The sequence below is a fragment of the Actinocatenispora comari genome, from assembly GCF_017312725.1.
GTDB lineage: Bacteria > Actinomycetota > Actinomycetes > Mycobacteriales > Micromonosporaceae > Actinocatenispora > Actinocatenispora comari.
In genome coordinates this window covers 1-19,665 of record NZ_BOPO01000128.1, presented here as the reverse complement: position 1 = coordinate 19,665, position 19,665 = coordinate 1, and the positions used below count along the sequence as shown (strand labels likewise).

Annotated in this window: 18 protein-coding genes; 11 read left to right on the top strand and 7 right to left on the bottom strand. The window is 73.0% G+C overall.

Annotated elements, in window-relative coordinates:
* Window positions 1-2: 2 nt before the first annotated feature.
* A complete protein-coding gene (locus tag NUM_RS31050) occupies window positions 3-1,148 on the bottom strand; it encodes a serine hydrolase domain-containing protein (RefSeq protein WP_207128479.1) in 1,146 nt (381 codons plus the stop codon).
* Between the two features lie 93 nt (window positions 1,149-1,241).
* The gene (locus NUM_RS31045) at window positions 1,242-2,390 is read right to left on the bottom strand and encodes an FAD-dependent oxidoreductase (protein ID WP_207128478.1); all 1,149 of its coding nucleotides are present in this window, start codon (window positions 2,388-2,390) and stop codon (window positions 1,242-1,244) included.
* Window positions 2,391-2,446: 56 nt separating this feature from the next.
* Here NUM_RS31045 and NUM_RS31040 point away from each other — a divergent pair, with 56 nt between their 5' ends.
* Window positions 2,447-3,037, top strand: a complete 591-nt coding sequence (locus NUM_RS31040) for a TetR/AcrR family transcriptional regulator (protein WP_207128477.1) — start codon at window positions 2,447-2,449, stop codon at window positions 3,035-3,037.
* Between the two features lie 207 nt (window positions 3,038-3,244).
* On the opposite strand, the gene NUM_RS31035 is transcribed toward NUM_RS31040, so the two are convergent.
* Complete coding sequence (locus NUM_RS31035; protein WP_207128476.1) at window positions 3,245-4,510, bottom strand: MFS transporter; 1,266 nt, start codon at window positions 4,508-4,510, stop codon at window positions 3,245-3,247.
* Window positions 4,511-5,140: 630 nt separating this feature from the next.
* Between NUM_RS31035 and NUM_RS31030 the strand changes: the two genes are divergently transcribed.
* Genes NUM_RS31030 through NUM_RS31015 form a run of 4 tightly spaced genes read left to right on the top strand, consistent with a single transcriptional unit; the run spans window position 5,141 to window position 9,383 of the window.
* Entirely contained in the window at window positions 5,141-8,002 is a 2,862-nt protein-coding gene (locus NUM_RS31030; RefSeq protein ID WP_207128475.1) for a sensor histidine kinase, read from the top strand.
* Window positions 7,995-8,417: a roadblock/LC7 domain-containing protein gene (locus tag NUM_RS31025; RefSeq protein ID WP_207128474.1), complete on the top strand. Its 423-nt coding sequence runs from the start codon at window positions 7,995-7,997 to the stop codon at window positions 8,415-8,417. Before NUM_RS31030 ends, NUM_RS31025 begins: the two co-directional genes overlap by 8 nt.
* Window positions 8,418-8,433: 16 nt before the next feature.
* Window positions 8,434-8,802: a DUF742 domain-containing protein gene (locus tag NUM_RS31020; protein ID WP_225918991.1), complete on the top strand. Its 369-nt coding sequence runs from the start codon at window positions 8,434-8,436 to the stop codon at window positions 8,800-8,802.
* A gap of 11 nt (window positions 8,803-8,813) precedes the next feature.
* Complete coding sequence (locus tag NUM_RS31015) at window positions 8,814-9,383, top strand: GTP-binding protein (RefSeq protein WP_207128472.1); 570 nt, start codon at window positions 8,814-8,816, stop codon at window positions 9,381-9,383.
* A gap of 84 nt (window positions 9,384-9,467) precedes the next feature.
* On the opposite strand, the gene NUM_RS31010 is transcribed toward NUM_RS31015, so the two are convergent.
* Window positions 9,468-10,769, bottom strand: coding sequence for a helix-turn-helix domain-containing protein (locus tag NUM_RS31010; RefSeq protein WP_207128471.1), 1,302 nt, complete (start codon window positions 10,767-10,769; stop codon window positions 9,468-9,470).
* Between the two features lie 203 nt (window positions 10,770-10,972).
* On the opposite strand from NUM_RS31010, the gene NUM_RS31005 reads away from it, so the two are divergent.
* From NUM_RS31005 to NUM_RS30995, 3 genes are read left to right on the top strand one after another with little or no spacing between them, the layout of a single operon-like run.
* On the top strand, window positions 10,973-11,830 hold the full coding sequence (locus NUM_RS31005) for an SGNH/GDSL hydrolase family protein (protein WP_225918967.1): 858 nt from the start codon (window positions 10,973-10,975) through the stop codon (window positions 11,828-11,830).
* A complete protein-coding gene (locus NUM_RS31000; RefSeq protein ID WP_207128469.1) occupies window positions 11,823-13,847 on the top strand; it encodes a hypothetical protein in 2,025 nt (674 codons plus the stop codon). Before NUM_RS31005 ends, NUM_RS31000 begins: the two co-directional genes overlap by 8 nt.
* Window positions 13,848-13,864: 17 nt before the next feature.
* Window positions 13,865-14,923, top strand: coding sequence for a tyrosine-protein phosphatase (locus NUM_RS30995; RefSeq protein WP_207128468.1), 1,059 nt, complete (start codon window positions 13,865-13,867; stop codon window positions 14,921-14,923).
* Window positions 14,924-15,068: 145 nt separating this feature from the next.
* Here the strand turns inward: NUM_RS30995 and NUM_RS30990 are convergent, their stop codons facing one another.
* The 3 genes from NUM_RS30990 to ligD (NUM_RS30980) are packed head-to-tail and all read right to left on the bottom strand — an operon-like array spanning window position 15,069 to window position 17,071.
* The gene (locus NUM_RS30990; protein ID WP_225918990.1) at window positions 15,069-15,212 is read right to left on the bottom strand and encodes a GPGG-motif small membrane protein; all 144 of its coding nucleotides are present in this window, start codon (window positions 15,210-15,212) and stop codon (window positions 15,069-15,071) included.
* A gap of 42 nt (window positions 15,213-15,254) precedes the next feature.
* Window positions 15,255-16,160 carry a non-homologous end-joining DNA ligase gene (gene ligD, locus NUM_RS30985; RefSeq protein WP_207128467.1) on the bottom strand — a complete coding sequence of 302 codons (906 nt, stop codon included), beginning with the start codon at window positions 16,158-16,160 and terminating at the stop codon, window positions 15,255-15,257.
* On the bottom strand, window positions 16,142-17,071 hold the full coding sequence (ligD, locus tag NUM_RS30980; RefSeq protein WP_225918966.1) for a non-homologous end-joining DNA ligase: 930 nt from the start codon (window positions 17,069-17,071) through the stop codon (window positions 16,142-16,144). The genes ligD (NUM_RS30985) and ligD (NUM_RS30980) overlap by 19 nt, the downstream gene beginning before the upstream one ends.
* A 169-nt stretch (window positions 17,072-17,240) precedes the next feature.
* Between ligD (NUM_RS30980) and ku the strand changes: the two genes are divergently transcribed.
* From ku to NUM_RS30965, 3 genes are all read left to right on the top strand, one after another.
* The gene (ku, locus tag NUM_RS30975) at window positions 17,241-18,143 is read left to right on the top strand and encodes a non-homologous end joining protein Ku (protein ID WP_207128466.1); all 903 of its coding nucleotides are present in this window, start codon (window positions 17,241-17,243) and stop codon (window positions 18,141-18,143) included.
* A 132-nt stretch (window positions 18,144-18,275) separates the two neighbouring features.
* Window positions 18,276-19,091, top strand: coding sequence for a mechanosensitive ion channel family protein (locus NUM_RS30970; protein WP_207128465.1), 816 nt, complete (start codon window positions 18,276-18,278; stop codon window positions 19,089-19,091).
* Window positions 19,092-19,256: 165 nt separating this feature from the next.
* A complete protein-coding gene (locus tag NUM_RS30965; protein ID WP_203965210.1) occupies window positions 19,257-19,580 on the top strand; it encodes an STAS domain-containing protein in 324 nt (107 codons plus the stop codon).
* Window positions 19,581-19,665: the final 85 nt, after the last annotated feature.

Here is a 19,665-nt window from a genome sequence, read left to right as displayed (position 1 = left end):
CGTCAGCAGGCGGCGGCGACGGCCGACCAGAAGGTGTCGAAGCCGTCCTGCGGGCCGGCCATGCCCCGCTGGGTGAGCAGCACGCCGACCAGCTCGCGGCTCGGGTCGACCCGTACCGTCGTGCCCGTACCGCCGTCCCAGCCCCAGGCGCCGGCCGCCTGCCACGGCTCCACCGCGGCGATCTCCACCCCGGTACCCAGGCCCCAGGACTGGGCGGCGCTCAGGATCGGTACGCCCTGGGCCCGCTGCTGCGCGGTGATCGCGTCGGTGGTCATCGCCGCGACGGACGCCGCGGGCAGGATCGGCACGCCGCCGTCGGCCAGCGCGGTGAAGCAGCGCAGCAGGTCCGGCGCGGTCGACACCAACCCGGAGCTCAGCTCCCGGAACGCCGGCTCCGCGGCGAACACGCCGTCCGGCGGGTCGAGCACGGTGGGCCCGTCCGGCCCCGGCAGGTACGCGGTCGCCAGTCGCGTCGGGTCGGCCGCCCAGAAACCGGTCGAGGTCAGCCCGAGCGGCCCGGCGATCCGGTCCGCGACCAGCCGTACCAGCGACGCGCCGGTGGCCCGCTCCAGCGCCACGCCGAGCAGATCCATGCTGGTGTCGTACAGCCAGCCGGCGCCCGGTTGACAGGCGGCGGGCAGCGAGCCGATCCGGGCCACGAACTCGTCGCCGGTCACCGGCGGCGTCAGCGGCCCCGGTGACACCTGCCGCCGGGCCATCTCGCGCTGCAACGGGGTGGGCTCGAAGATCACGCCCCAGCCGCTGCGCATGGTGAGCAGGTCCCGCACGGTGATCGCCCGTACCGCCGGGACGGTGCTGGACAGCGGCGCGTCCGGTGCGGTCAGCACCCGGTGGTCGGCGAGCTCGGGCAGCCACCCGGTCACCGGGTCGTCCAGCCCGAACACGCCGTCGTCGATCAGCGCGAGGGTGAGGGCGGCGCCGATCGGCTTGGTCACCGAGGCGATCCGGAACTGGGTGTCCGCCGTCATCGGCGCGCTGCCCGGCTCGATCGCGGTACGGCCGCCCGCGCGCACCGCGACCTCACCCCGGATCCGTACCGCCGCCACGTAGCCGGGCAGCCGTCCGGTCGCCACCTGCCCGTCCAACACCTGCCAGATCGCCGGGAAGTCCGGCCCGCTCGTCCGCATGCCGGTACAGACGACCCCGCCGCGTGGTACTCATCGCTGCGCCGGTGCGGCCGGTGTCGCGGGTGGCGCCTCGCGCGCCGTGCCGCGGTCGGATCAGGGCCGTTCGTTCGCCAGCACGCTGCTGAAACGGTGGAGCAGCCGCAGGTAGGCGTACCCGCCGGCGCGCGGCGGGGTGAGCCGGGCGAGCAGCGCCAGCGGCGGCGACACCGGCAGGTTGGTGCGCTCCGACGCCGCCATCCGGGACACCAGCCGCACGTGCGGCACCCGCGCCCGCTCGTACCGGCGGAGCGCGGTCGCGGCATCCCCGGACGCACCCTGCAGCGCCCGGCGCAGCAGCCAGGCGTCCTCCAGCGCCTGGTTCGCGCCCTGCGCCTGGGACGGCGGGAACACGTGCGCCGCGTCCCCCAGCAGCGTCACCGGCCCCTCGCCCCAGCGGTCCGGGACCCGGTGCAGCACGTGCGGGTAGCGCCCGACGTCGGCGTCGGCGATGCCGGCGAGCAGCTCCGGCACCGGCTCGGCGTACCGGGCGAAGCGGCGCCGCAGCCAGTCGACCGTGCCGACGTCGGCCGGTTCCGGCCCGGCACCCCGGCGGACGTCGAACCACCACTGGGTGCGCCCCTGCCCGGCCGGCATCATCCCGACCAGCCCGGCGGTACCGACGGCGAGTAGTCCGGTGCGACCGGCGGCGATCGACGGCAGTACCTCGGTGAGCCCCTGCCAGGTGTCCCAGCCGACCTCGTCGGCCGGCGCCGGCCCGAGCACGCTGCGCCGCACCGCGGACCGGTGCCCGTCGGCGCCGACCACCACGTCGTACCGCTCGGTGCCGGCCGCGGACCCCACCTCGGCGCCGTCCGCGCCGGCCCGCACCGACTCGACGGCCGCGTCGTACCGGACGGTGCCGGCGGGCAGGCCGGCGGTGAGGCGGTCGATCAGCTCGGCCCGCGGCATCGTTCGCACCTGGTGGCCGGTACGCCGCCACAGCACGGTGAGGTCGGCCCGCATGATGCGCCGGCCGTACGCGTCGACCGAGGTCAGCGTCTCGATCGGCGCCCCGGGCGCCGCGCCGTCGGTAACGCCGAGGCCGGCGAGGGCGGCGGCGCCGTTGCTGAAGATCGTCACCGCGGCGCCGCCGCGGGTGGGGCCGGCCGCGCGTTCCAGCACCCGAACCCGGTGGCCGTCGGCGAGCAACCCGTGTGCCAGGGCGAGTCCGCCGATGCCGGCGCCCACCACGCAGATGTCCATGATCGATTTCCATTCACTACGATCGTTGTACATCGATGGTGCCATACGCTGGGCGGGTGCCACCACCCAACGCCGCCCGCCGCCGCGCGCTGGCGACCGCGGCGACCGAACTGGTCGTCGCGCAGGGGCTGCACGGGCTCACCCACCGCTCGGTCGACCGGCAGGCCGGGGTGCCGGCCGGTACCACCTCCAACTACTTCCCCAGCCGGGACGCGCTGCTCGTCGCGGTCGCCGAACAGCTCGTCGAGCGCCACCACGAGGACATGCACAGCCAGACCGAGCAGGCCCGCGGCGGCCGGCGGCGGCGCGGCACGCTCGCCGAGGCGGTCGACCTGATCGCCGGCTCGCTGCTGCACGCGGCCACCGCCGAACGCGACCGCTACCTGGCGATCTTCGAACTCCAGGGCGAGCTGCGCCGCCGCCCCGAACTCGCCGACACGCTCGGCGCGCTGGTCGCCCGGGCCGCCCAGGACACCGCCGCGTACCACCGGGAGTACGAGCTGCCGATCCCGCCGGCCGCGGTGCCCACGCTGCAGGCGCTGTACGGGGGTGCGCTGCTCGCGCTGCTCTCCCTGCCGCCGGAGCGGGTCACCCGGGACGCGGCCCGCGGGTACGCGGCCGCGATGATCCACGGCGTCCGCGGCTGACCGGTGACCGCTGATCCGTGATCGCCGCGAGCGGGCACCGCCTCCCCGCGGGCCGGCCCGGGCGGAGTGGATGCGCGGGCCGCTCCGGGCGCAGTCCGGGTGCAGGGCGGGCCGGTCTGGGCACAGCCAGGGTGCAGGGCGGACCGGTCCGGGCGCAGCCCGGGTGCAGGGGGCGGACGGGCCCGGGTGCAGGCGAGCCGAGCGCGCTCAGTCGCGGGCCGGGTGCGGGCCGCCGGGATCGGCGGGCGCCGGCGCAACGGCCTGGTTCGCCGCGTGCCGGGCCATGGTGCCGGGATGTGCCCACGGCGAGTAGCGGGGCACCCAGTGGATCAGCGCCACCGCGGCGGCCAGCCCGACCGCGCCCATCGTCACGATGCCGGCGGCGAGGCTGCCCAGCGCGGCGACCGCGGACACCACCAGCGGCCCGCCCGCGTTGCCGGAATCCGCGCACAACCGCCAGATCCCGAGGAACTGGGAGCGCGCCGCCGGCGGCGCCACGTCGGCACCGAGCGTCATCAGGATGCCGCTGCCGATCCCGTTGCCGAACCCCATCGCCATCGCCACCAACGTCAGCGACAGCACGCCGTGCGTCAGCGGCAACGCGGCCTCGCTCAACCCGAGGATCAGCATCGACGGCACCGCGACGGGCAGCCGGCCGAACCGGTCCATCACCCGGCCGGACGGGTAGAACAGCAGCATGTCGACCGCGCCGGCGATGCCGAAGACCAGGCTGGTGGTCGACGCGTCGAGGCCGATGTGGTCGGCCCACAGCGGCAGCACCGTCTGCCGGGTCGCCCGTACCGCGCTGACCATCAGCACCGCCAGCCCGAGCGTGACGAACACCTGACGGTGCGAGGCCAGTACCGCCCGGGTCGTGGTCGGCGCGGCCCTCCGTTCGGGTGTCGCGCCGGACACATCGCGCACCAGCAGCACCACCAGCCCGGCGGCCACCGTCGCCACCAGCCCGACCCAGTACGCGTCCCGTGCCGGCGCGCCGCCCTGCAGCACCGCCGCGCCGACGAACGGCCCGAAGAACGCGCCGATCCGGGCCGTACCGCCGAGGGTGGACAGTGCCCGGGCGCGCAGCCGGGTCGGGATCGCCTCGGTCAGGTACGACTGCCTGGCCAGGTTGAACACCGAGTTGGTCATGCCGGTGGCGGCGACGCAGGGGATCAGTACGAGCACGTCGCGGGCGAGCAGGCAGCCGGTCAGGGTGACGACCGCGACGCCCGACGCGACCAGCATCGCCTTCCGGTCGCCGAGCCGGGCCGCGAGGATCCCGGCCGGGACGTCGCCGGCGATCTGGCCGAGCCCGAGCAGCGCCAGTACCAGGGCGGCGACGCCGAACGAGCCACCGAGCTCGCGGGCGTTGAGCGCCACGATGGGGGTGATCGCGCCCTGCCCGGTCTCGAACAGCAGTGTGGGCAGGAACACCGCGGGCGCGATGCGCCACAGCGTCACGGGTCTGGTCATGTCGTGGTCACCCTGCTCCGGGCGTACGCCGGGGGCCAGGGATGGTGGCGCGGCTGTGCGCTACGCCACGGGTCGCTCGGGGCGCACGTTGATCCTGAGCCGTTCGGCCCGTAATCTTCCCGTTCGTCGGGAGGGGGCTGCGGGGGCGGCCACGGGGACCAGCCGGACACGGATGCCCTGGTACTGCCGCGTGCGACGGTGCCGCAAGATCAACTTAGTGTACGATACTGGCGATATCCGAGAGAGGGGTCGGAATCGGGCGCGTGCGAGTCTCGGCAGGCGGGTGCGGCCCGAAGCGGGAACGCCTCCCGCGTTCGTTTCCGGATCCTCGGCCGTGTCCGGCGAGTGGGCGCGTCGCACAGGCGGTCCGATCCTGGCCGCCGAAGGGCTGACAGGGTGTGGCGCGAGCAACCTGTCCGTGAGTAGGGTGCGGGCTTCGTCCGAATTGAACGACGGCGTACGCACCTCATCGCGGAACCAGCATGACGTCCGTTACCGGCCGTGTTGTGGAGCATCGTGAAGAAGCAATCTCAAGATACGGGAACGACGCCGCGTATCAAGGATTCGAAGCAGCCCGTATCCATCAAGTCTCGCTTCACCCGGGTCGGACTCATCCCCAGCATCGCGTTGGTGCTCACGTGGGCGATCGTGGCCGGCTACTTCGTCTTCACCGGTGTGTACACCCGGCAGGTCGCCAAGAGCGTGCAGCAGGTCTCGATCCCCGCCCTGGCCGGCCTGTCCTCGCTGCAGAAGGAACGCTCGCTGAGCATGGCGCAGCTGGCCGAGCCGGGCAGCACCCAGCCGTTGCGCTCCCAGCGGCAGCAGACCGACACCAACGTCGAGCAGATGCAGAAGACCGCGGCCGAGGTGATGGGTCTCGCCCCGGCCAGCATCAAGTCGAAGTTGTCCGCGCTCAACAGCGACCTGGACAAGCTGCCGGAGATCCGCCGCCGGATCGACGACCGGACGGCGACCGCGAACGAGACGTTCGCCGCGTACAACACGATGCTCGATGCGGCCAACGCGCTGTTCAACGCGCAGGCCCGGATCGTCACCGAGACCGACACGATCCAGGGCGCCATCGCCGCGACCGAACTGTTCCATGTCGCCGACCTGCAGTCGCGCGCCGCTTCGATCGTCACCGGCGCGTTCGCGGCGCACCGGCTCACCGCCGACGACCTGCAGCAGTTCCACACCCTGGTCGGCGCCTACCACGACGAGTTGCAGAACGCCACGCCGCTGCGCCCGGCGGTACGGCGGCAGTTCGACGAGCTGGTGCACGGGTCGGACTGGGCGCAGGTCACCGCGGCCGAGCAGCAGCTGGTGCGGCACGGCACGTGGTCCGGCGCCGTACCGGGCGGGCTCGGCATCGACGCCCGGCAGTGGCAGCAGTCCTCGACCAAGATCTCCGACGCCCTGCTGTCGATGACCACCACGCAGGCCACCGAGGTGTCGGCCGAGTACCTGACCGTCGGCAACAACCAGCTGCTGCTCGCCGTCGTCGGCAGCCTGCTCGCCCTGCTGGTCGTCATCGCGGTGTGGCTGGCGATCCGCCGGTCCCGGCGGCTGGTCGACGGCGCGGTGAAGGCCGGCCTGGACGCGATCGCCGCGGAGTCGAAGACGATCGCGAGCACGCTGCCCGAGGCGTTGAACCGGATCGGCCGCGGCGAACAGGTCGACCTGACCTCGCTGGTGCCCGCGGACGACGGGGAGAGCGCGGGCGGCCACGCGGTCGGCGCGGTCGAGCTGGGCGCCATCCAGGAGGCGGTACGCCAGACCAGCCGCACCGCGATCGAGGCGGCCACCGGTGAGGCCGTCGCCCGCAAGAACAGCCGGCAGAACCTGGTCCTCGCGGCCCGCCGGTCGCAACGCTGGCTGGCCACCCTCGCGGTCGGGCTGCGCGACCTGGAGAACGCCGAGCAGGACGACCCGGACAAGCTGGAGAAGGTCTACGCACTGCAGCACAAGATCACCACGCTGCGGGGCGACAACGACAACCTGATCATCCTCGGCGGCGGCGACCTCGGGCGCTCCCGGCGTACCTCGGAGTGGATCGACGACGTGCTCGGCGCGGCCAAGGCGCAGTGCGAGCAGTTCCAGCGGGTGCGCATCGAGGCGGGCCCGAAGGTGAAGGTCAGCGCCAGCGCGGTACTGCCGATCAGCCACCTGCTCGCCCAGCTGCTGAACAACGCGGTCTCCTTCTCGCATCCGCCGACGCAGGTGCTGATGACCTCCTCGCCGGTGGCGTCCGGGCTGGTGGTGGAGATCGAGGACCGCGGCATCGGGATGTCCACCGAGGAGCGCGAGCGGGCGAACGCGCTGATCCGGGAGGCGCCGGAGCTGGTCTCCTCGGAGAACGTGCAGAAGCTCGGCTTCCTGGTGGTCGCCGCCGTCGCGCAGCGGTTCAACATCCGGGTCGAGCTGAAGGACTCCGCGTACGGCGGCATCAAGGCGATCGTGCTGATCCGCAACGAACTGCTGGACCGGGCCGGCTCGGAGCACACCGGCGAGCTCGGCGCGGGCCACCGCCGGCCACCCGAACCGCTGTCGCCGCGGCCCGAGCCGGCGCCGACGGCCTGGGGCGACCCCGCGGCCCGGCCCGAGCCGACGTGGGGTGCGCCCCCGACCCGGCCGGAGCCGTCCTGGGGTGGGTCACCGACCCGGTCGGAGCCGGCGCCCTGGGGTGAGACCGGCCCGCGCACCGAACCGTCCTGGCCGGAGCCGGTGGCCCGACCGGCGGCACCGTCCCCCCGTCCCGAGCCCATGCCACACCGGGAGCCCGGCACGCGCCGGGAACCGCCGTCGCCGCTGGCGCCGGCGGTACGGGCGGAGCCGGTGTCGCCCGGCGATCCGGCGGGGCTGTCCGACCTGCCGCTGCGGCACGAACCGGTGGCGCGGCCGGAGCGCACCGAACTGTCCGACAACACGATCCAGTTCCCGGCGATCGACCCGCTCGCCGCCGACGGTCCGGACCGGACGTCCGGCCCGACGCCCACGCCGCGACGGCCGCAGCCGGCGGCCGAGCCCGAACGTCCAGACATGGGTGGTCCTGGCATGGATGATGCCGAGGTGAGCCTGCCGCGACGGGTGTCGACCGGGCCGGGCCGGGCCGGCGCCGAGCACGGTGCGCACCGGGCGAGCGGCGCCGAGGAGAGCGCGCCGCCGCGGCCCCGCCCGTACCCGACCGCACCGCCGCGGGAACGGTACGACGAGCCGGAGGTACCGGTGCTCGGCGAGCCCGCGCCGGCACCCGCACCGAGCGGCCAGTCCACCACGGCTGGCCTGCCCGTCCGGGTCCGGCAGGCGAGCCTGGCGCCGGGGCTGCGCCGGGCCCGGGCCGAGTCGCACGAGCCGGCGCAGGCCGTACCGACCCACACCGCAGATCAGGCCCGGCTCCGGTTCGCCGCGTTCCAGCAGGGCATGAGGGCGGGACGCGAGGCCAACCAGAACTCCGCAGACACGGTCTCAGAGAACAGGAACAGCGATGGCTGACGTCATGAATCCGCACCTGGTGCATCTGCTGGATCGGCTGGTCGAGGACGTCGAGGGGATCAGCGCCGCGGTGGTGTCGACCGACGGCCTGATCATCCAGCGCTCCAGCGGCCTGTCCAAGAACGCCGCCGACCAGCTCGCCGCGCAGTGCTCCGGCCTGGCCAGCCTGTCCCGCGCGATCACCCAGTCCGAGTACGTCAACGGCGGGCCGGTGCAGCAGACGATGATCGAGATGCAGGACCGGATGCTGTTCATCATCTCGGCCGGGCAGAACGCCTGCCTGGTGCTGCTCACCCCGGCCGAGGACGTCAACCTCGGCAACGTGGCGTTCTCGATGACCCGGATCGTGGCGCAGGTCGGTCGGCACCTCAGCGCGGAGCAGCGGGTCGTGACCGGCTACGCACCGAGCTCGTGACCGAGGGCGGGTCGTGATGGAGAATCCCGACGAGCAATGGGTGGACGAGTCCGCCACGCCGCTGTTCGACAACTACTCGCGGATCGGTGGCCGGGCCCGGGCCCGGCACACGCTGAGCCTCGACACCCAGGTACGCGCGGTCGGCTCGGTCGACCGCGCCGCCGTCACGGTCGAGCACGCGCAGATCCTCGAACTGCTGGCGAACCGCTGGCTGTCGGTCGCCGAGATCGCCGCACACCTGCACACCACGATGAACGTGATCCGGGTGCACCTGAGCGACCTGCTGGAGGAGCGGCTGGTGGCGATCGGCGCGCCGAGCGGCCGGCACGGCCGGCCGAGCCGGGAGGACCTGCAGAAGGTCATCAATCACCTGCGAGCGATGTGAAGGGACAGGGAGTGGGTCCGCAGTCGGTCAAGGTGATCGTCGCCGGCGGTTTCGGTACCGGGAAGACGACGTTGGTCGGCGCGGTGTCCGAGATCCCGCCGCTGACCACCGAGGAGGTACTGACCCAGGTCAGCGAGGGGGTCGACGACACCGGCGGGATCGAGTCGAAGACCACGACCACGGTCGCGCTGGACTTCGGTCGCCGCACCATCGCCAGCGATCTCGTGCTCTACCTGTTCGGTACCCCCGGGCAGGACCGGTTCTGGTTCATGTGGGACGAGCTGTCCCGCGGTGCCACCGGCGCGATGATCCTGGTCGACCCGCGGCGGCTGGCCACCAGCTTCCCGGCCATCGACTACTTCGAGGCGCGCGGCATCCCGTTCGTGGTGGCGGTCAACCTGTTCCACGGGCAGCGCCGGAACACCCTGGCCGAGGTGCGGGAGGCCCTGCAACTGGAGGACTCCTCGGTACCGCTGATCGAGTGCGACGCGCGCGACGCGCCGTCGTGCCGTGCGGCGCTGATCGCGCTGGTCGAGCACGCGATGGCCCGGATGCCCGCGCTCCCCGAAGCCGTCGGCTGACCGGCGCGGGCCGGCGGTCCCCGGTCGGGGCGGCGCGGCTCTGATCTCGCCGGCTCTGATCTCGCCGGCTCGGATCTCGTCGGCTCAGCACTCGTCGGGTAGCGGACGCGACAGGTGCTCGCCGGCCGGCGCGGCGCTCTCCGGCGGTACCTCCCGGCCACCGCCGCGCGCCACCAGCGCCGCGTTGAGCTGCGGCAGGTCGGTCGGTCGGGTCGGCGAGAGCCCGGTCAGCTGGGTGATCCGCCGCAGCCGGTAGTCGACGGTGTTCGGGTGGACGTGCAGCGCGGCCGCGGTGGCCCGGCGGTTCAGCTCGTGCCGCAGGAACGTGTCCAGCGTGTGCAGCAGGTCCGGCTTGTGGTCCAGCGGCGCGAGCAGCTCGGCCAACCCCGGCAGCGCGTCGGACGGCCGGCTCAGCTGGTAGTCCAGCAGCACGTCGGCGAGCCGGTACAGGCCGGGGCGGCGGCCGGTGCGGTGCACCAGCGCGACGATCTCCGCGGTCTGCGCGACCGCCGCCGGTACCTGTGCCGGCGCCACCACGGCGGCCGCGGCGGTGATCGCGCAGCCGGCGGCGTCGGCGGCCCGGCCGACGAGGTCGGTCAGGGTGGGCCAGGGCGGCGGCTCGCCGGCCGGTACCAGGGCGGTACCGCCGGAGGAGTCCAGCGCGGTCAGCGCCGGCTCACCGGCGAACCGGTCCAGCACCGCGCGTACCCGGCGGACCTTGCGGCGGGCGGCGACACCGGCGACGGCACCGCCGCCGAGCTCGTCCGGGTGCGGCGCGAGCGTCAGGTGCAGCACCACGTACCGGGGGGCCGGGCGCGGCCCGTTGTGGTGCGCGAACTTCTCCAGCGGCTCGCCGGCCACCAGCGCGGTGAGCAGCGCGTGCCGGCCGCCGTGCTCCTCGCTGTCCAGGATCTGCCGTACCTCCAGGTAGGCGGCGCTGACCGCGGACAGCACCCGCCGCTCGAACGCGAGTACCTGACCGGCGGTGGCGAGCACGTCCGGCAGGTCGGCCGGCGCGGCGCCGGCGGTGAGTTCGGACCACGCCATCGCCACGCCGATCTGGTAGGCGGACAGGATCGCGTCCAGCGGCACGCCCTCCTCCGCCCGCTGCGCCGCCGAGTCGCGCTGCGCGGCGAGCTGCTCGTCGGTGACCGGCTGCCGGCGCTGCAACACGTCGGCGAAGATGCGCAGGTTGTGCCCGACGATGTCGGCGATGTCGCCGCCGACCTCCTCGGTCGGCAACTGCGCGTACACCGGGAGCTCGGTGACCAGGCGGGCCACCACCTGCCGGGTCAGCGCCGGGATCCGCTCGCGCAGCTGGGTGGCGACGCACCGGCCACCGATCCTCAGCGGGGGCGGCGCCGCGCCGAGGTTGTGATCCGTCACAGCATCCCCCATCGAAATCTGCGCTTCGATCCACTTACCTGGGCGACGTCGGCTCTGCATTATGTCGTTTGACCCCAGTTCGCCGCCGCCCCGCAGCATCCCCGGCACTCCCGTCCCACCCGCGGGTCCGGCGCCGTCGCCGATCGACAGCGAGGTGTACCCCCATGCATCTGGTGCCAGCTAGGGCAAGGATCGTCGCCGCCGTGGCGGGGTGCGTTGCCGCCGCCGCCGCGGTACTGGTCGGTGCCGCGCCGGCCGCCGCCGCGCCCGCACCGCACTACGTGGCGCTGGGCGACTCGATGGCCTCCGGGCCGCTGATCCCCGACATCACCGGCCCGCTCGCCTGTGGCCGGTCCACCCGGAACTACGCGCACCTGCTCGCCAGCCGGTTGGGCGCCGCGTCGTTCACCGACGTCACCTGCTCCGGCGCGGACACCGGCGACCTCACCTCGCCGCAGAAGCTGTCGCTGGCCGGGATCGACATGGGTACCGCGCCGGCGCAGTTCGACGCGCTGCGCTCGGACACCACCCTGGTCACGCTCACCATCGGCGGCAACGACACCGGACTCGTCGGCGTGGCGCAGAACTGCATGCAGCTCGACCCGACCGCCGATCCGTGCAAGGACTCGTACACCGCCGGTGGGGTGGACCAGATCGCGCAGCGGATCGCCGCGTTCGCGCCGAAGCTCGCCACCGCGCTGGACACCATCCACCAGCGCTCGCCACAGGCGCACGTCGTCGTCACCGGGTACGGGCTGTACATCGAGCACGGTGGCTGCTGGCCGGTGCAGCCGATCCTGAACGTCGACGCCGACTGGCTGCAGGGCGAGGTGCACCTGCTGAACCAGACGATCGCCGCGCAGGCGGCCGCGCACAACGCGGAGTACGTGGACGTGGAGACGCCGGGCGTCGGCCACGACGCGTGCCAGTCGCCGTCCGACCGCTGGCTGGAGGGGTACGTGCCGACCAACCTGGCGGCGCCGCTGCACCCCAACGCCCGCGGTGAGGCGGCCTACGCGTCCATCATCTCGGGCCAGCTCGGTGCGGCCGCCGATGCGTGACGCGCCGGCACGCCGGAACCCCTTGGTACGAAAGGGTTCCGCGCCGCGACGGCTGCTGGCCGGGGCGGTCGCGGTGATCGCCGCGGTCGGGGTGCTGAGTGCCCCGGGCGCGGCACATCCGGCCCCCGCCCGGCCCGGCGGCTGCGACCCGCTGGTCGGCAGCGAGTGCCTGCTGCCGTTCCCGAACGACTGGTACACCCGCGCCGACCGGCACAGCGCGACCGGTCGGCGGGTGGCGTTCACCTCGGCGGTACTGCCGGCGAACGCGCTCGGTGTGCCGGTCGACCCGACCGCGTGGAACCGCAGCGACGGGTTCTCCCCGGGCCAGGCGCTGTTGGTGCAGGTACCGAAGGTGAGCCTGGTGCGGTCCGGCGCCGCGCCGATCACCGACCTCGGTGCGTCGTTGGCGCCGGACGCGCCGATCGTGCTGCTGGACACCGACACCGGCCGCCGCTGGCCGTACTGGGCGGAGCTGGACGCGAACGCCACCAGCGCGGACCGGCAGGCACTGCTGATCCACCCGGCGACGGACTTCACCGAAGGGCAGCACTACGCGGTCGCGCTGCGCGGGCTGCGCGACTCGTCCGGGGCCACGCTGGCGGCACCGGAGGCGTACGCGCGGGTCGCCGGGCACCGGCTGTCCCGGCACGATCCGTTGTGGGCCAGGCAGCGTGAGCTCGCGCCGTCGCTGGCCGCGCTGCGCCGGGCCGGCGTCGACACCGCGCGGGCGTACCTGGCGTGGGACTTCACCGTCGCCAGTGGTCGGAACCTGACCGGCGAGCTGGACCGGATCTCCGGCGACGCGTTCGGCCGGCTGCACGGCCGGGCGCCGGGCTACCACATCGATGCGGTCACGAACTTCACCGCCGAGCAGGACGCCCGGATCGCCCGCGAGGTGACCGGCACCGTGTCCGTGCCCAGCTACCTGTCGCTGCCCGGCGGCCCGGCCGGCTCCCGGTTCGCCCGCGACGGGCGGGGCCGCCCGGTGCACCTGCCGGGGAACACCCAACTCGCGCAGTTCCGGTGCGAGATACCGAGATCCGCGTTCGCGCACCCGTCCCGCCCCGCGCTGTACGGGCACGGGCTGCTCGGCAGCCGCAACGAGGTCGGTGCCGGCAACGTCAGGGCGATGGCCGCCGAGCACGACGTCACGTTCTGCGCCACCGACTGGATCGGGATGGCGTCCGACGACGTGCTCAACGTGATCGCGTCGCTGACGAACATCAGCCAGTTCCCGTCCATCCCGGACCGGCTGCAGCAGAGCATCCTCGACATGCTGTTCCTGGGTCGGGATCTCGTGCACGACAAGGGTTTCCGGGCCGACAAGGCGTTCCGCACCGGGGACGGCCGGCCGCTGCTCGACGCGCGCAAGTCGCTGGTGTACGACGGGAACAGCCAGGGTGGCATCGTCGGTGGCGCGGTCGTCGCCAGCTCGCCGGACATCCGGCGCGGGGTGCTCGGCGTGACCGGGATGAACTACAGCCTGCTGCTGAACCGCAGCGCCGACTTCGCCCAGTTCCAGCCGATCCTGAACGCGTCCTACCCGGACAAGCTGCGCCAGCAGGTCGTCCTCGGGCTGCTCCAGATGGTCTGGGACCGGGGCGAAACGCAGGGGTACGCGCAGACGCTCGCGCGTTCCGGCCGCGCGGTGCTGATGCACGTCGCGTACGGCGACCACCAGGTGGCGAACGTCGCCGCCGACGTGGAGGCACGCACCCTCGGCGCCCGCGTCGCCGCGCCCACGCTGACCCCGGGTCGCAGCCCGGACCGGGTGCCGTACTGGGGGATCCGGCCGGTCTCGTTGCCCTGGCACGGATCCACCATGGTGGTGTGGGACTCCGGCACGCCCTCGCCGCCGACCACCAACACCGCGCCGACCGGCTCCGGGTACGGGCACGACCCGCACGAGGATCCGCGCAACTCGGCGGCGGCGCGTACCCAGAAGGCGACGTTCTTCGACACCGGCACCGTGGTCGACGTCTGCGGCGGCCGGCCCTGTACCGCCGATCCGGCCTGACCCGCGGAGGAGGAACGATGAGAGCACATCGATGGCGTACCGGCCTGGTGGCGGTCGCGGCCGGCCTGGCGATGTTGGTGGCGCCGCTGGTGCGGTCGGTGCCGGCGACGGCGAGCACGGCCGGATTCGGCCAGGCGAGCGCTATCCGCGGCGCGGACGGATCGTACGCGCTGTCCTGGGCGTCGACCGCGACCGCGGTGACGGTGACGGCCGGTACCAGCCCGGCGGGCGGCGGCGACGGTGTCGCGGTCGGTTCCGGCGCCGGCACCGGCACGCTGACGGTGCCGGCGGGCACGCTGCCGGCCACTACCCGGTGGTACTTCACGTTGACACCGAACTCCGGCAGCCCGCTGGTGGTCGCCGACCGGTCGCTCGGGCTGCCGGACGCGACCAACTTCCGGGACGTCGGCGGGTACCGCACCAGCGACGGGCACTGGGTGCGGATGGGCGTCGCGTACCGGTCGAACAAGCTGTCCGGGCTGTCCGTCGCCGAGCAGCAGGTGCTGGTGGACCAGCACGTCACGCTGGACGTGGATCTCCGCAACGGCAAGGAACGCAGCGACGACCCGGACCGGATCCCGGCCGCCACGACCTACCGGGTCGCCGACGTGGAGGACCTCAGCCACGGCATCGACTTCCACGACGGCGCGGTGCTGACGCTGCTCACCGCGCTCGCGTTGGGGCTGCTGGAAGGTACCGGGAACATGGGGCAGCGGATCGCGTACCCGTTCATGGTGGACTTCGGTGGCGCGGACCGTGCGTACCGGACGCTACTGACCGGCATCGCGGCGAACCCGCAGGCGACGGTGTTCCACTGCAGTTCCGGCAAGGACCGCACCGGCTGGGGTGCCGCGGTCCTGCTCACCCTGCTCGGCGTGCCGCGGGCCACCGTGGAGGCCGACTACCTCGCCAGCAACGACTACCTGGGCCGCGCGGACGCGGTCGAGCTGTCCTGGCTGCGGGCCGCGTTCGACGAGGTCGACGCGCTCTACGGCAACTTCGACGGCTACCTGCACGACGGGCTCGGCCTGTCCGACGCGACGGTCGACGCGCTGCGGGCCAGGTTCCTGGCCTGAACCGCCGGGCTGCACCGGGCCGAGAGCGGCGCCTCCCGCAGGTCGGGCTGGCGCCGCTCCGCCGCTCGGCCGGCGCCCAGGCGCCGCTCTGTCGGCTGGTCGGCGCCGTGGCGCCGCTCTGCCGGCCGCGTGGTGCCGTGGCGCATCAGGTGAAGATGCTGACGCCGCCGGGGCCGACGAGCAGCCCGATGATGATGAGCACGATGCCCCAGAGGATTCGCCGCTTCAGCAACGAGACCACCCCGGCGACCACCAGAATCACTGCCAGAATCCACAACAGGAAAGTCAGCATGCATCGATGGTGCCCGATGTGACGGGTGTCGAAACCTGATCACTCCTCCGGTACCCGGGGGCCGGGTTCGGTGAGCCCGGCCAGCAGATCGCCGTCGCTGTCCACCCTGGACAGCGCCGCCGCCGGGCCGCCGGTCACCGGCCTACCGGCCTCGACCTCGGCCCAGTGCAGCGGCAGCGACACCATCGGCGCCGTGCCGGCGCGCAGCGAGTACGGCGCGACGGTGGTCTTGGCCGCGTTGTTCTGGCTCCAGTCGATGAACACCTTGCCCGGCCGCAGCGACCTGGTCATCCGGTCCACCACCCGGTCCGGGTCGCGTTGCGCCAACCGGTGCGCCAGCCGCTTCGCGTACCCGGACACCACCGCCGCCGGCTGGCTCGCCGCGATCGGGCACATCAGCTGCATCCCCTTGCGGCCACTGGTCTTCGGGCAGGCGGAGATGCCGTCGGCGGCGAGCTCCTCGCGCAGCGCCAGGGCCACCGGGAAGCATTCGGCCAACCCGGCCGGCGGCCCCGGATCGAGGTCGAAGACGATCAGGTCCGGCGGCTGTGCCGTGCCGTCGCCGTCGACCCTCCACTGTGGAACGTGCAGTTCCAGCGCGGCCAGGTTGGCCAGCCACACCAGGGTGGCGAGCTCGTCGACGACCACGAAGTCGACGGTCTCCCGGTCCATCGTGGACCCCGGCACCGGCAGCGTCGCGGTACGCACCCAGTCCGGCGTGTGCGACGGCGCGTTCTTCTCGAAGAACGAGCCGGCCGCCGCGCCGTTCGGGTACCGCTTCCGGGTCAGCGGCCGTCCGGCCAGGTGCGGCAGCAGCACCGGCGCGATCCGGGTGTAATAGTCGATCATCTCGCCCTTGGTGAGATCCGGGAACATCGGTTTGTCCAGATTGGACAGCGACAGTTCCCGCTCGCCCACCCGTACCCTCACTCGTTCGGTTGCCACGGAACCTCCCGGTCGGTCCGGATGCGGTTCAGCCGGGGGAAGCGGAGCCGCCCGTCGGTGGTCCGGTTCCCGTACGTCACCTCTACCACGATCGTCGGCGTCACCCAGTGCGCGCCGCGCGCGTCCTCGGCCGGTACCGGATCGGCGAACGGCGACGCGTCCGCCGCCAGCGGCGCGAGCAGGTCCAGCAGCTGTCGCTCCTTCGCCGCGGAGATGCCGCCACCGACCCGGCCGCGGTAGCGCAGCCCGGCCCCGTCGTACTCGCCGACCAGCAGCGCGCCGATCGTCCGCGCCCCCGGCCGGTACCCGCCGACGACCAGGTCGTCGTGGTGTACCCGCTTCACCTTGATCCAGTCGGCGGAGCGGCGGCCCGGCCGGTACTGGCCGTCGAGCCGCTTGGCGACCACGCCCTCCAGGCCGTTCTCCTCGGCGGCGGCCCAGGTGGCCGCACCGTCGTCGAACACCGGTGGTACCAGCCAGTGCGGCCCGTCGGCGACCCGGTCGCGCAGCGCGGCCCGCCGGGTCCGGTACGGCTGCGCCGTCAGGTCGGTGCCGTCGGCCGCCAGCAGATCGAAGATCAGGTACGTGACGGGCAGCCGGGCGGCGAGCGCCGCGGCCCGGTGCGCGTCCCGGACGTGCATCCGCTCGGCCAGCGCCGCGAACGACGGCCCGGCCGGCCCGAGCACCGCCACCTCGCCGTCGATCACGAGTTCCCCGGGCAGCCCGGCGAGCCCGCCCAGTTCCGGGTACGCCACGGTGATGTCCGCGCCGCTGCGGGCGGACAGCCGCAGCCGTCCGCCGGAGATCTCGGCGATCGCGCGAATCCCGTCCCATTTGAACTCGTACGACCAGCCGGGTCCGGTTGGCAGCTCCCCCGCGACCGCGAGCATCGGCCGGTACCCACCCGCCATCGGCTCACCCTAACGACACCGTGGGGCCCGGCAGGCCGTCCCGGAACAACCCGCCCGGCCGTCGCCGCCGCACCCGTTGGAAGGGCCGGCCCGCCTGCTGGGCAGACAACCGCGCGACTGCCAGGCAGGATGGAGGTCAGACGCCGGACCCACCGCGAGGGAGGCGGGCATGCGAGCGATCTGGAAGGGTGCCGTGTCGTTCGGCCTGGTTTCCATCGCCATCAAGCTGTATGCGGCGACCGAGGAGAAGACCATCCGGTTCCACCAGGTCCATGCCGCCGACGGCGGCCGGATCCGGTACAAGCGGGTCTGCTCCATCGACGGCGAGGAGGTCGGCTACGACCAGATCGCCAAGGGGTACGACATCGGCGGTGGCGAGGAGGTCGTGCTCACCGACGACGACTTCGCCGACCTGCCGCTGCCGACCTCGCACGCGATCGACGTGCTGGAGTTCGTCCCGTCCGAGCAGGTCGACCCGATCCTGTACGGCAAGTCGTACTACCTGGAGCCGGACGGCGCCGCGACCAAGCCCTACGTACTGCTGCGCGACGCCCTGGAGGACTCGGAACGGGTGGCGATCGTGAAGATCGCGCTGCGCCAGCGCGAGCAGCTCGCCACCCTGCGGGTACGTGACGGGGTGCTGGTGATGCACACGATGCTGTGGCCGGACGAGGTGCGCAAGGCGGGCTTCGACTTCCTCGACGAGGACGTCTCGGTGCGCCCGCAGGAGCTGTCCATGGCCACCTCGCTGATCGACTCGATGACCGCCGACTTCGAACCGGACGAGTACACCGACGACTACCGCGAGGCGCTGCAGGAGGTCATCGACGCCAAGGTCGCCGGCCGGGAGGTCACCCAGCAGCCGACCGAGGAGGAGGCGCCGTCGAACACGATCGACCTGATGGCGGCGCTGCGCGCGTCCGTCGATCGGGCGAAGACCAAGCGCGGCGAGACGCCGGCGAAGGCGCCGGCGAAGAAGGCCGCGGCCAAGAAGACGGCGAAGAAGGCCGCGCCGCGCAAGCGGGCCGCGAAGAAATCTGCAACTTCCAGTACGAAGCGTAAGACCGCCTGATCGGTGCACCTTCCTGGTATTCCAGATCTTTCGCCTCTCCCGGGGTTAGCTTGACCTCGAAGATGACTGTCTGTGCCGGCCGGCCGTGCAGGGTACGGCGCGGTCCAGGCCCCGGGCCGAATGGGGGAGGCCATGACACCAGTCCTGGCGGTCGATGTCGGTAGCTCCATCACGAGCGCACTGACCACGGTCGCGAACTTCGTACCCAAGCTCGTGCTGTTCATCGTGATCATGGTGGTCGGGTGGATCGTCGCGAAGGTCCTGCGCAGCGTGCTGGGCCGGCTTCTCGCGAGGGTCGGCTTCGACCGGGTCGGTGAACGCGCGGGCATCAACCGTTTCCTCGGCAAGTACACGGCGAGCACGTTCGTCGCGCTGCTCGTCTACGCCGCGATCCTGCTGTTCGCGCTGCAACTGGCGCTTGCCGCGTTCGGGCCGAACCCGGTCAGCAACCTGATCAGCGGCGTGGTCAACTTCCTGCCGAAGGCCTTCGTGGCGATCGTGATCGTCATCGTGGCGACCGCCATCGCCCGCGTGGTCAAGGACATCATCAGCAACGCGCTGAGCTCGATGTCCTGGGGCAACGCGGTGGGGCGCATCGTCCAGGCGATCATCATCGGGATGGGCGCGATCGCCGCGCTGAACCAGATCCACGTGGCGAGCAGCGTGATCACCCCGGTGTTCATCGCGTTCCTGGCGATCATCGTCGGCGTGGCGATCGTCGGCATCGGCGGTGGCCTGATCGCCCCGATGCGCAACCGCTGGGAGCGGATGCTGACCCGGGCCGAGAGCGAGGCCAGCACGATGCAGGTCCGCAGCCGGTCCGCGCAGCACGACGTGCAGCGCGCCGGTACGCCGACCGAGACGTCCGGACCGCAGCACAGCGCCACCATGCCCGGTGGCGGTGCCGCGCCGACCGACCCGAGGTACGGGCAGCCGCCGCAGCAGTGATCCGTCCGGCCCGGCCGGGTCGGGGTGGCTTGTGCCGCCCCGGCCCGGCTGGCTGGTTTACGGCGGTTCGGCGGATACCGCGTGGCCTGCGAGAAAGGTCACGAACTGCTTCCACCGGACGGCCTCATCCGGCAAGCCGGGTGCGGCCGCGTTAGGCTGCGAGGCGTGCGACCGGACCTGGACATCTCGGTGCGCCACGAGCCGGAGGAGACCGTGGTGGCGCTCGCCGGCGAGATCGACATCCACACCGTGTCCCGTCTGGTGACCACCGTCGAGGAAAGCCTGGAACACGGCTCGTCGCGGCTGTTGCTCGACATGGGCAAGGTGACCTTCTGCGACTCGCAGGGCCTCGGCACGCTGGTGGTGCTCAGCCGCACCGCGACCCGGGCTCGCAGTTCGCTGGTGCTCACCAACGTCGGCCCGTTCCTGGACCGGCTGCTGGAGGTCACCGGGCTGCGCCACTCGTTCACCATCCGCGCCGCGCAGTAGCGGCGGTCGCGCCGCCCCGGTGACCCAGTAGCGGCGGTCGCGCCGCCCCGGTGGGGCTGTAGCGGTGGTCGCGCCGCCCCGGTGG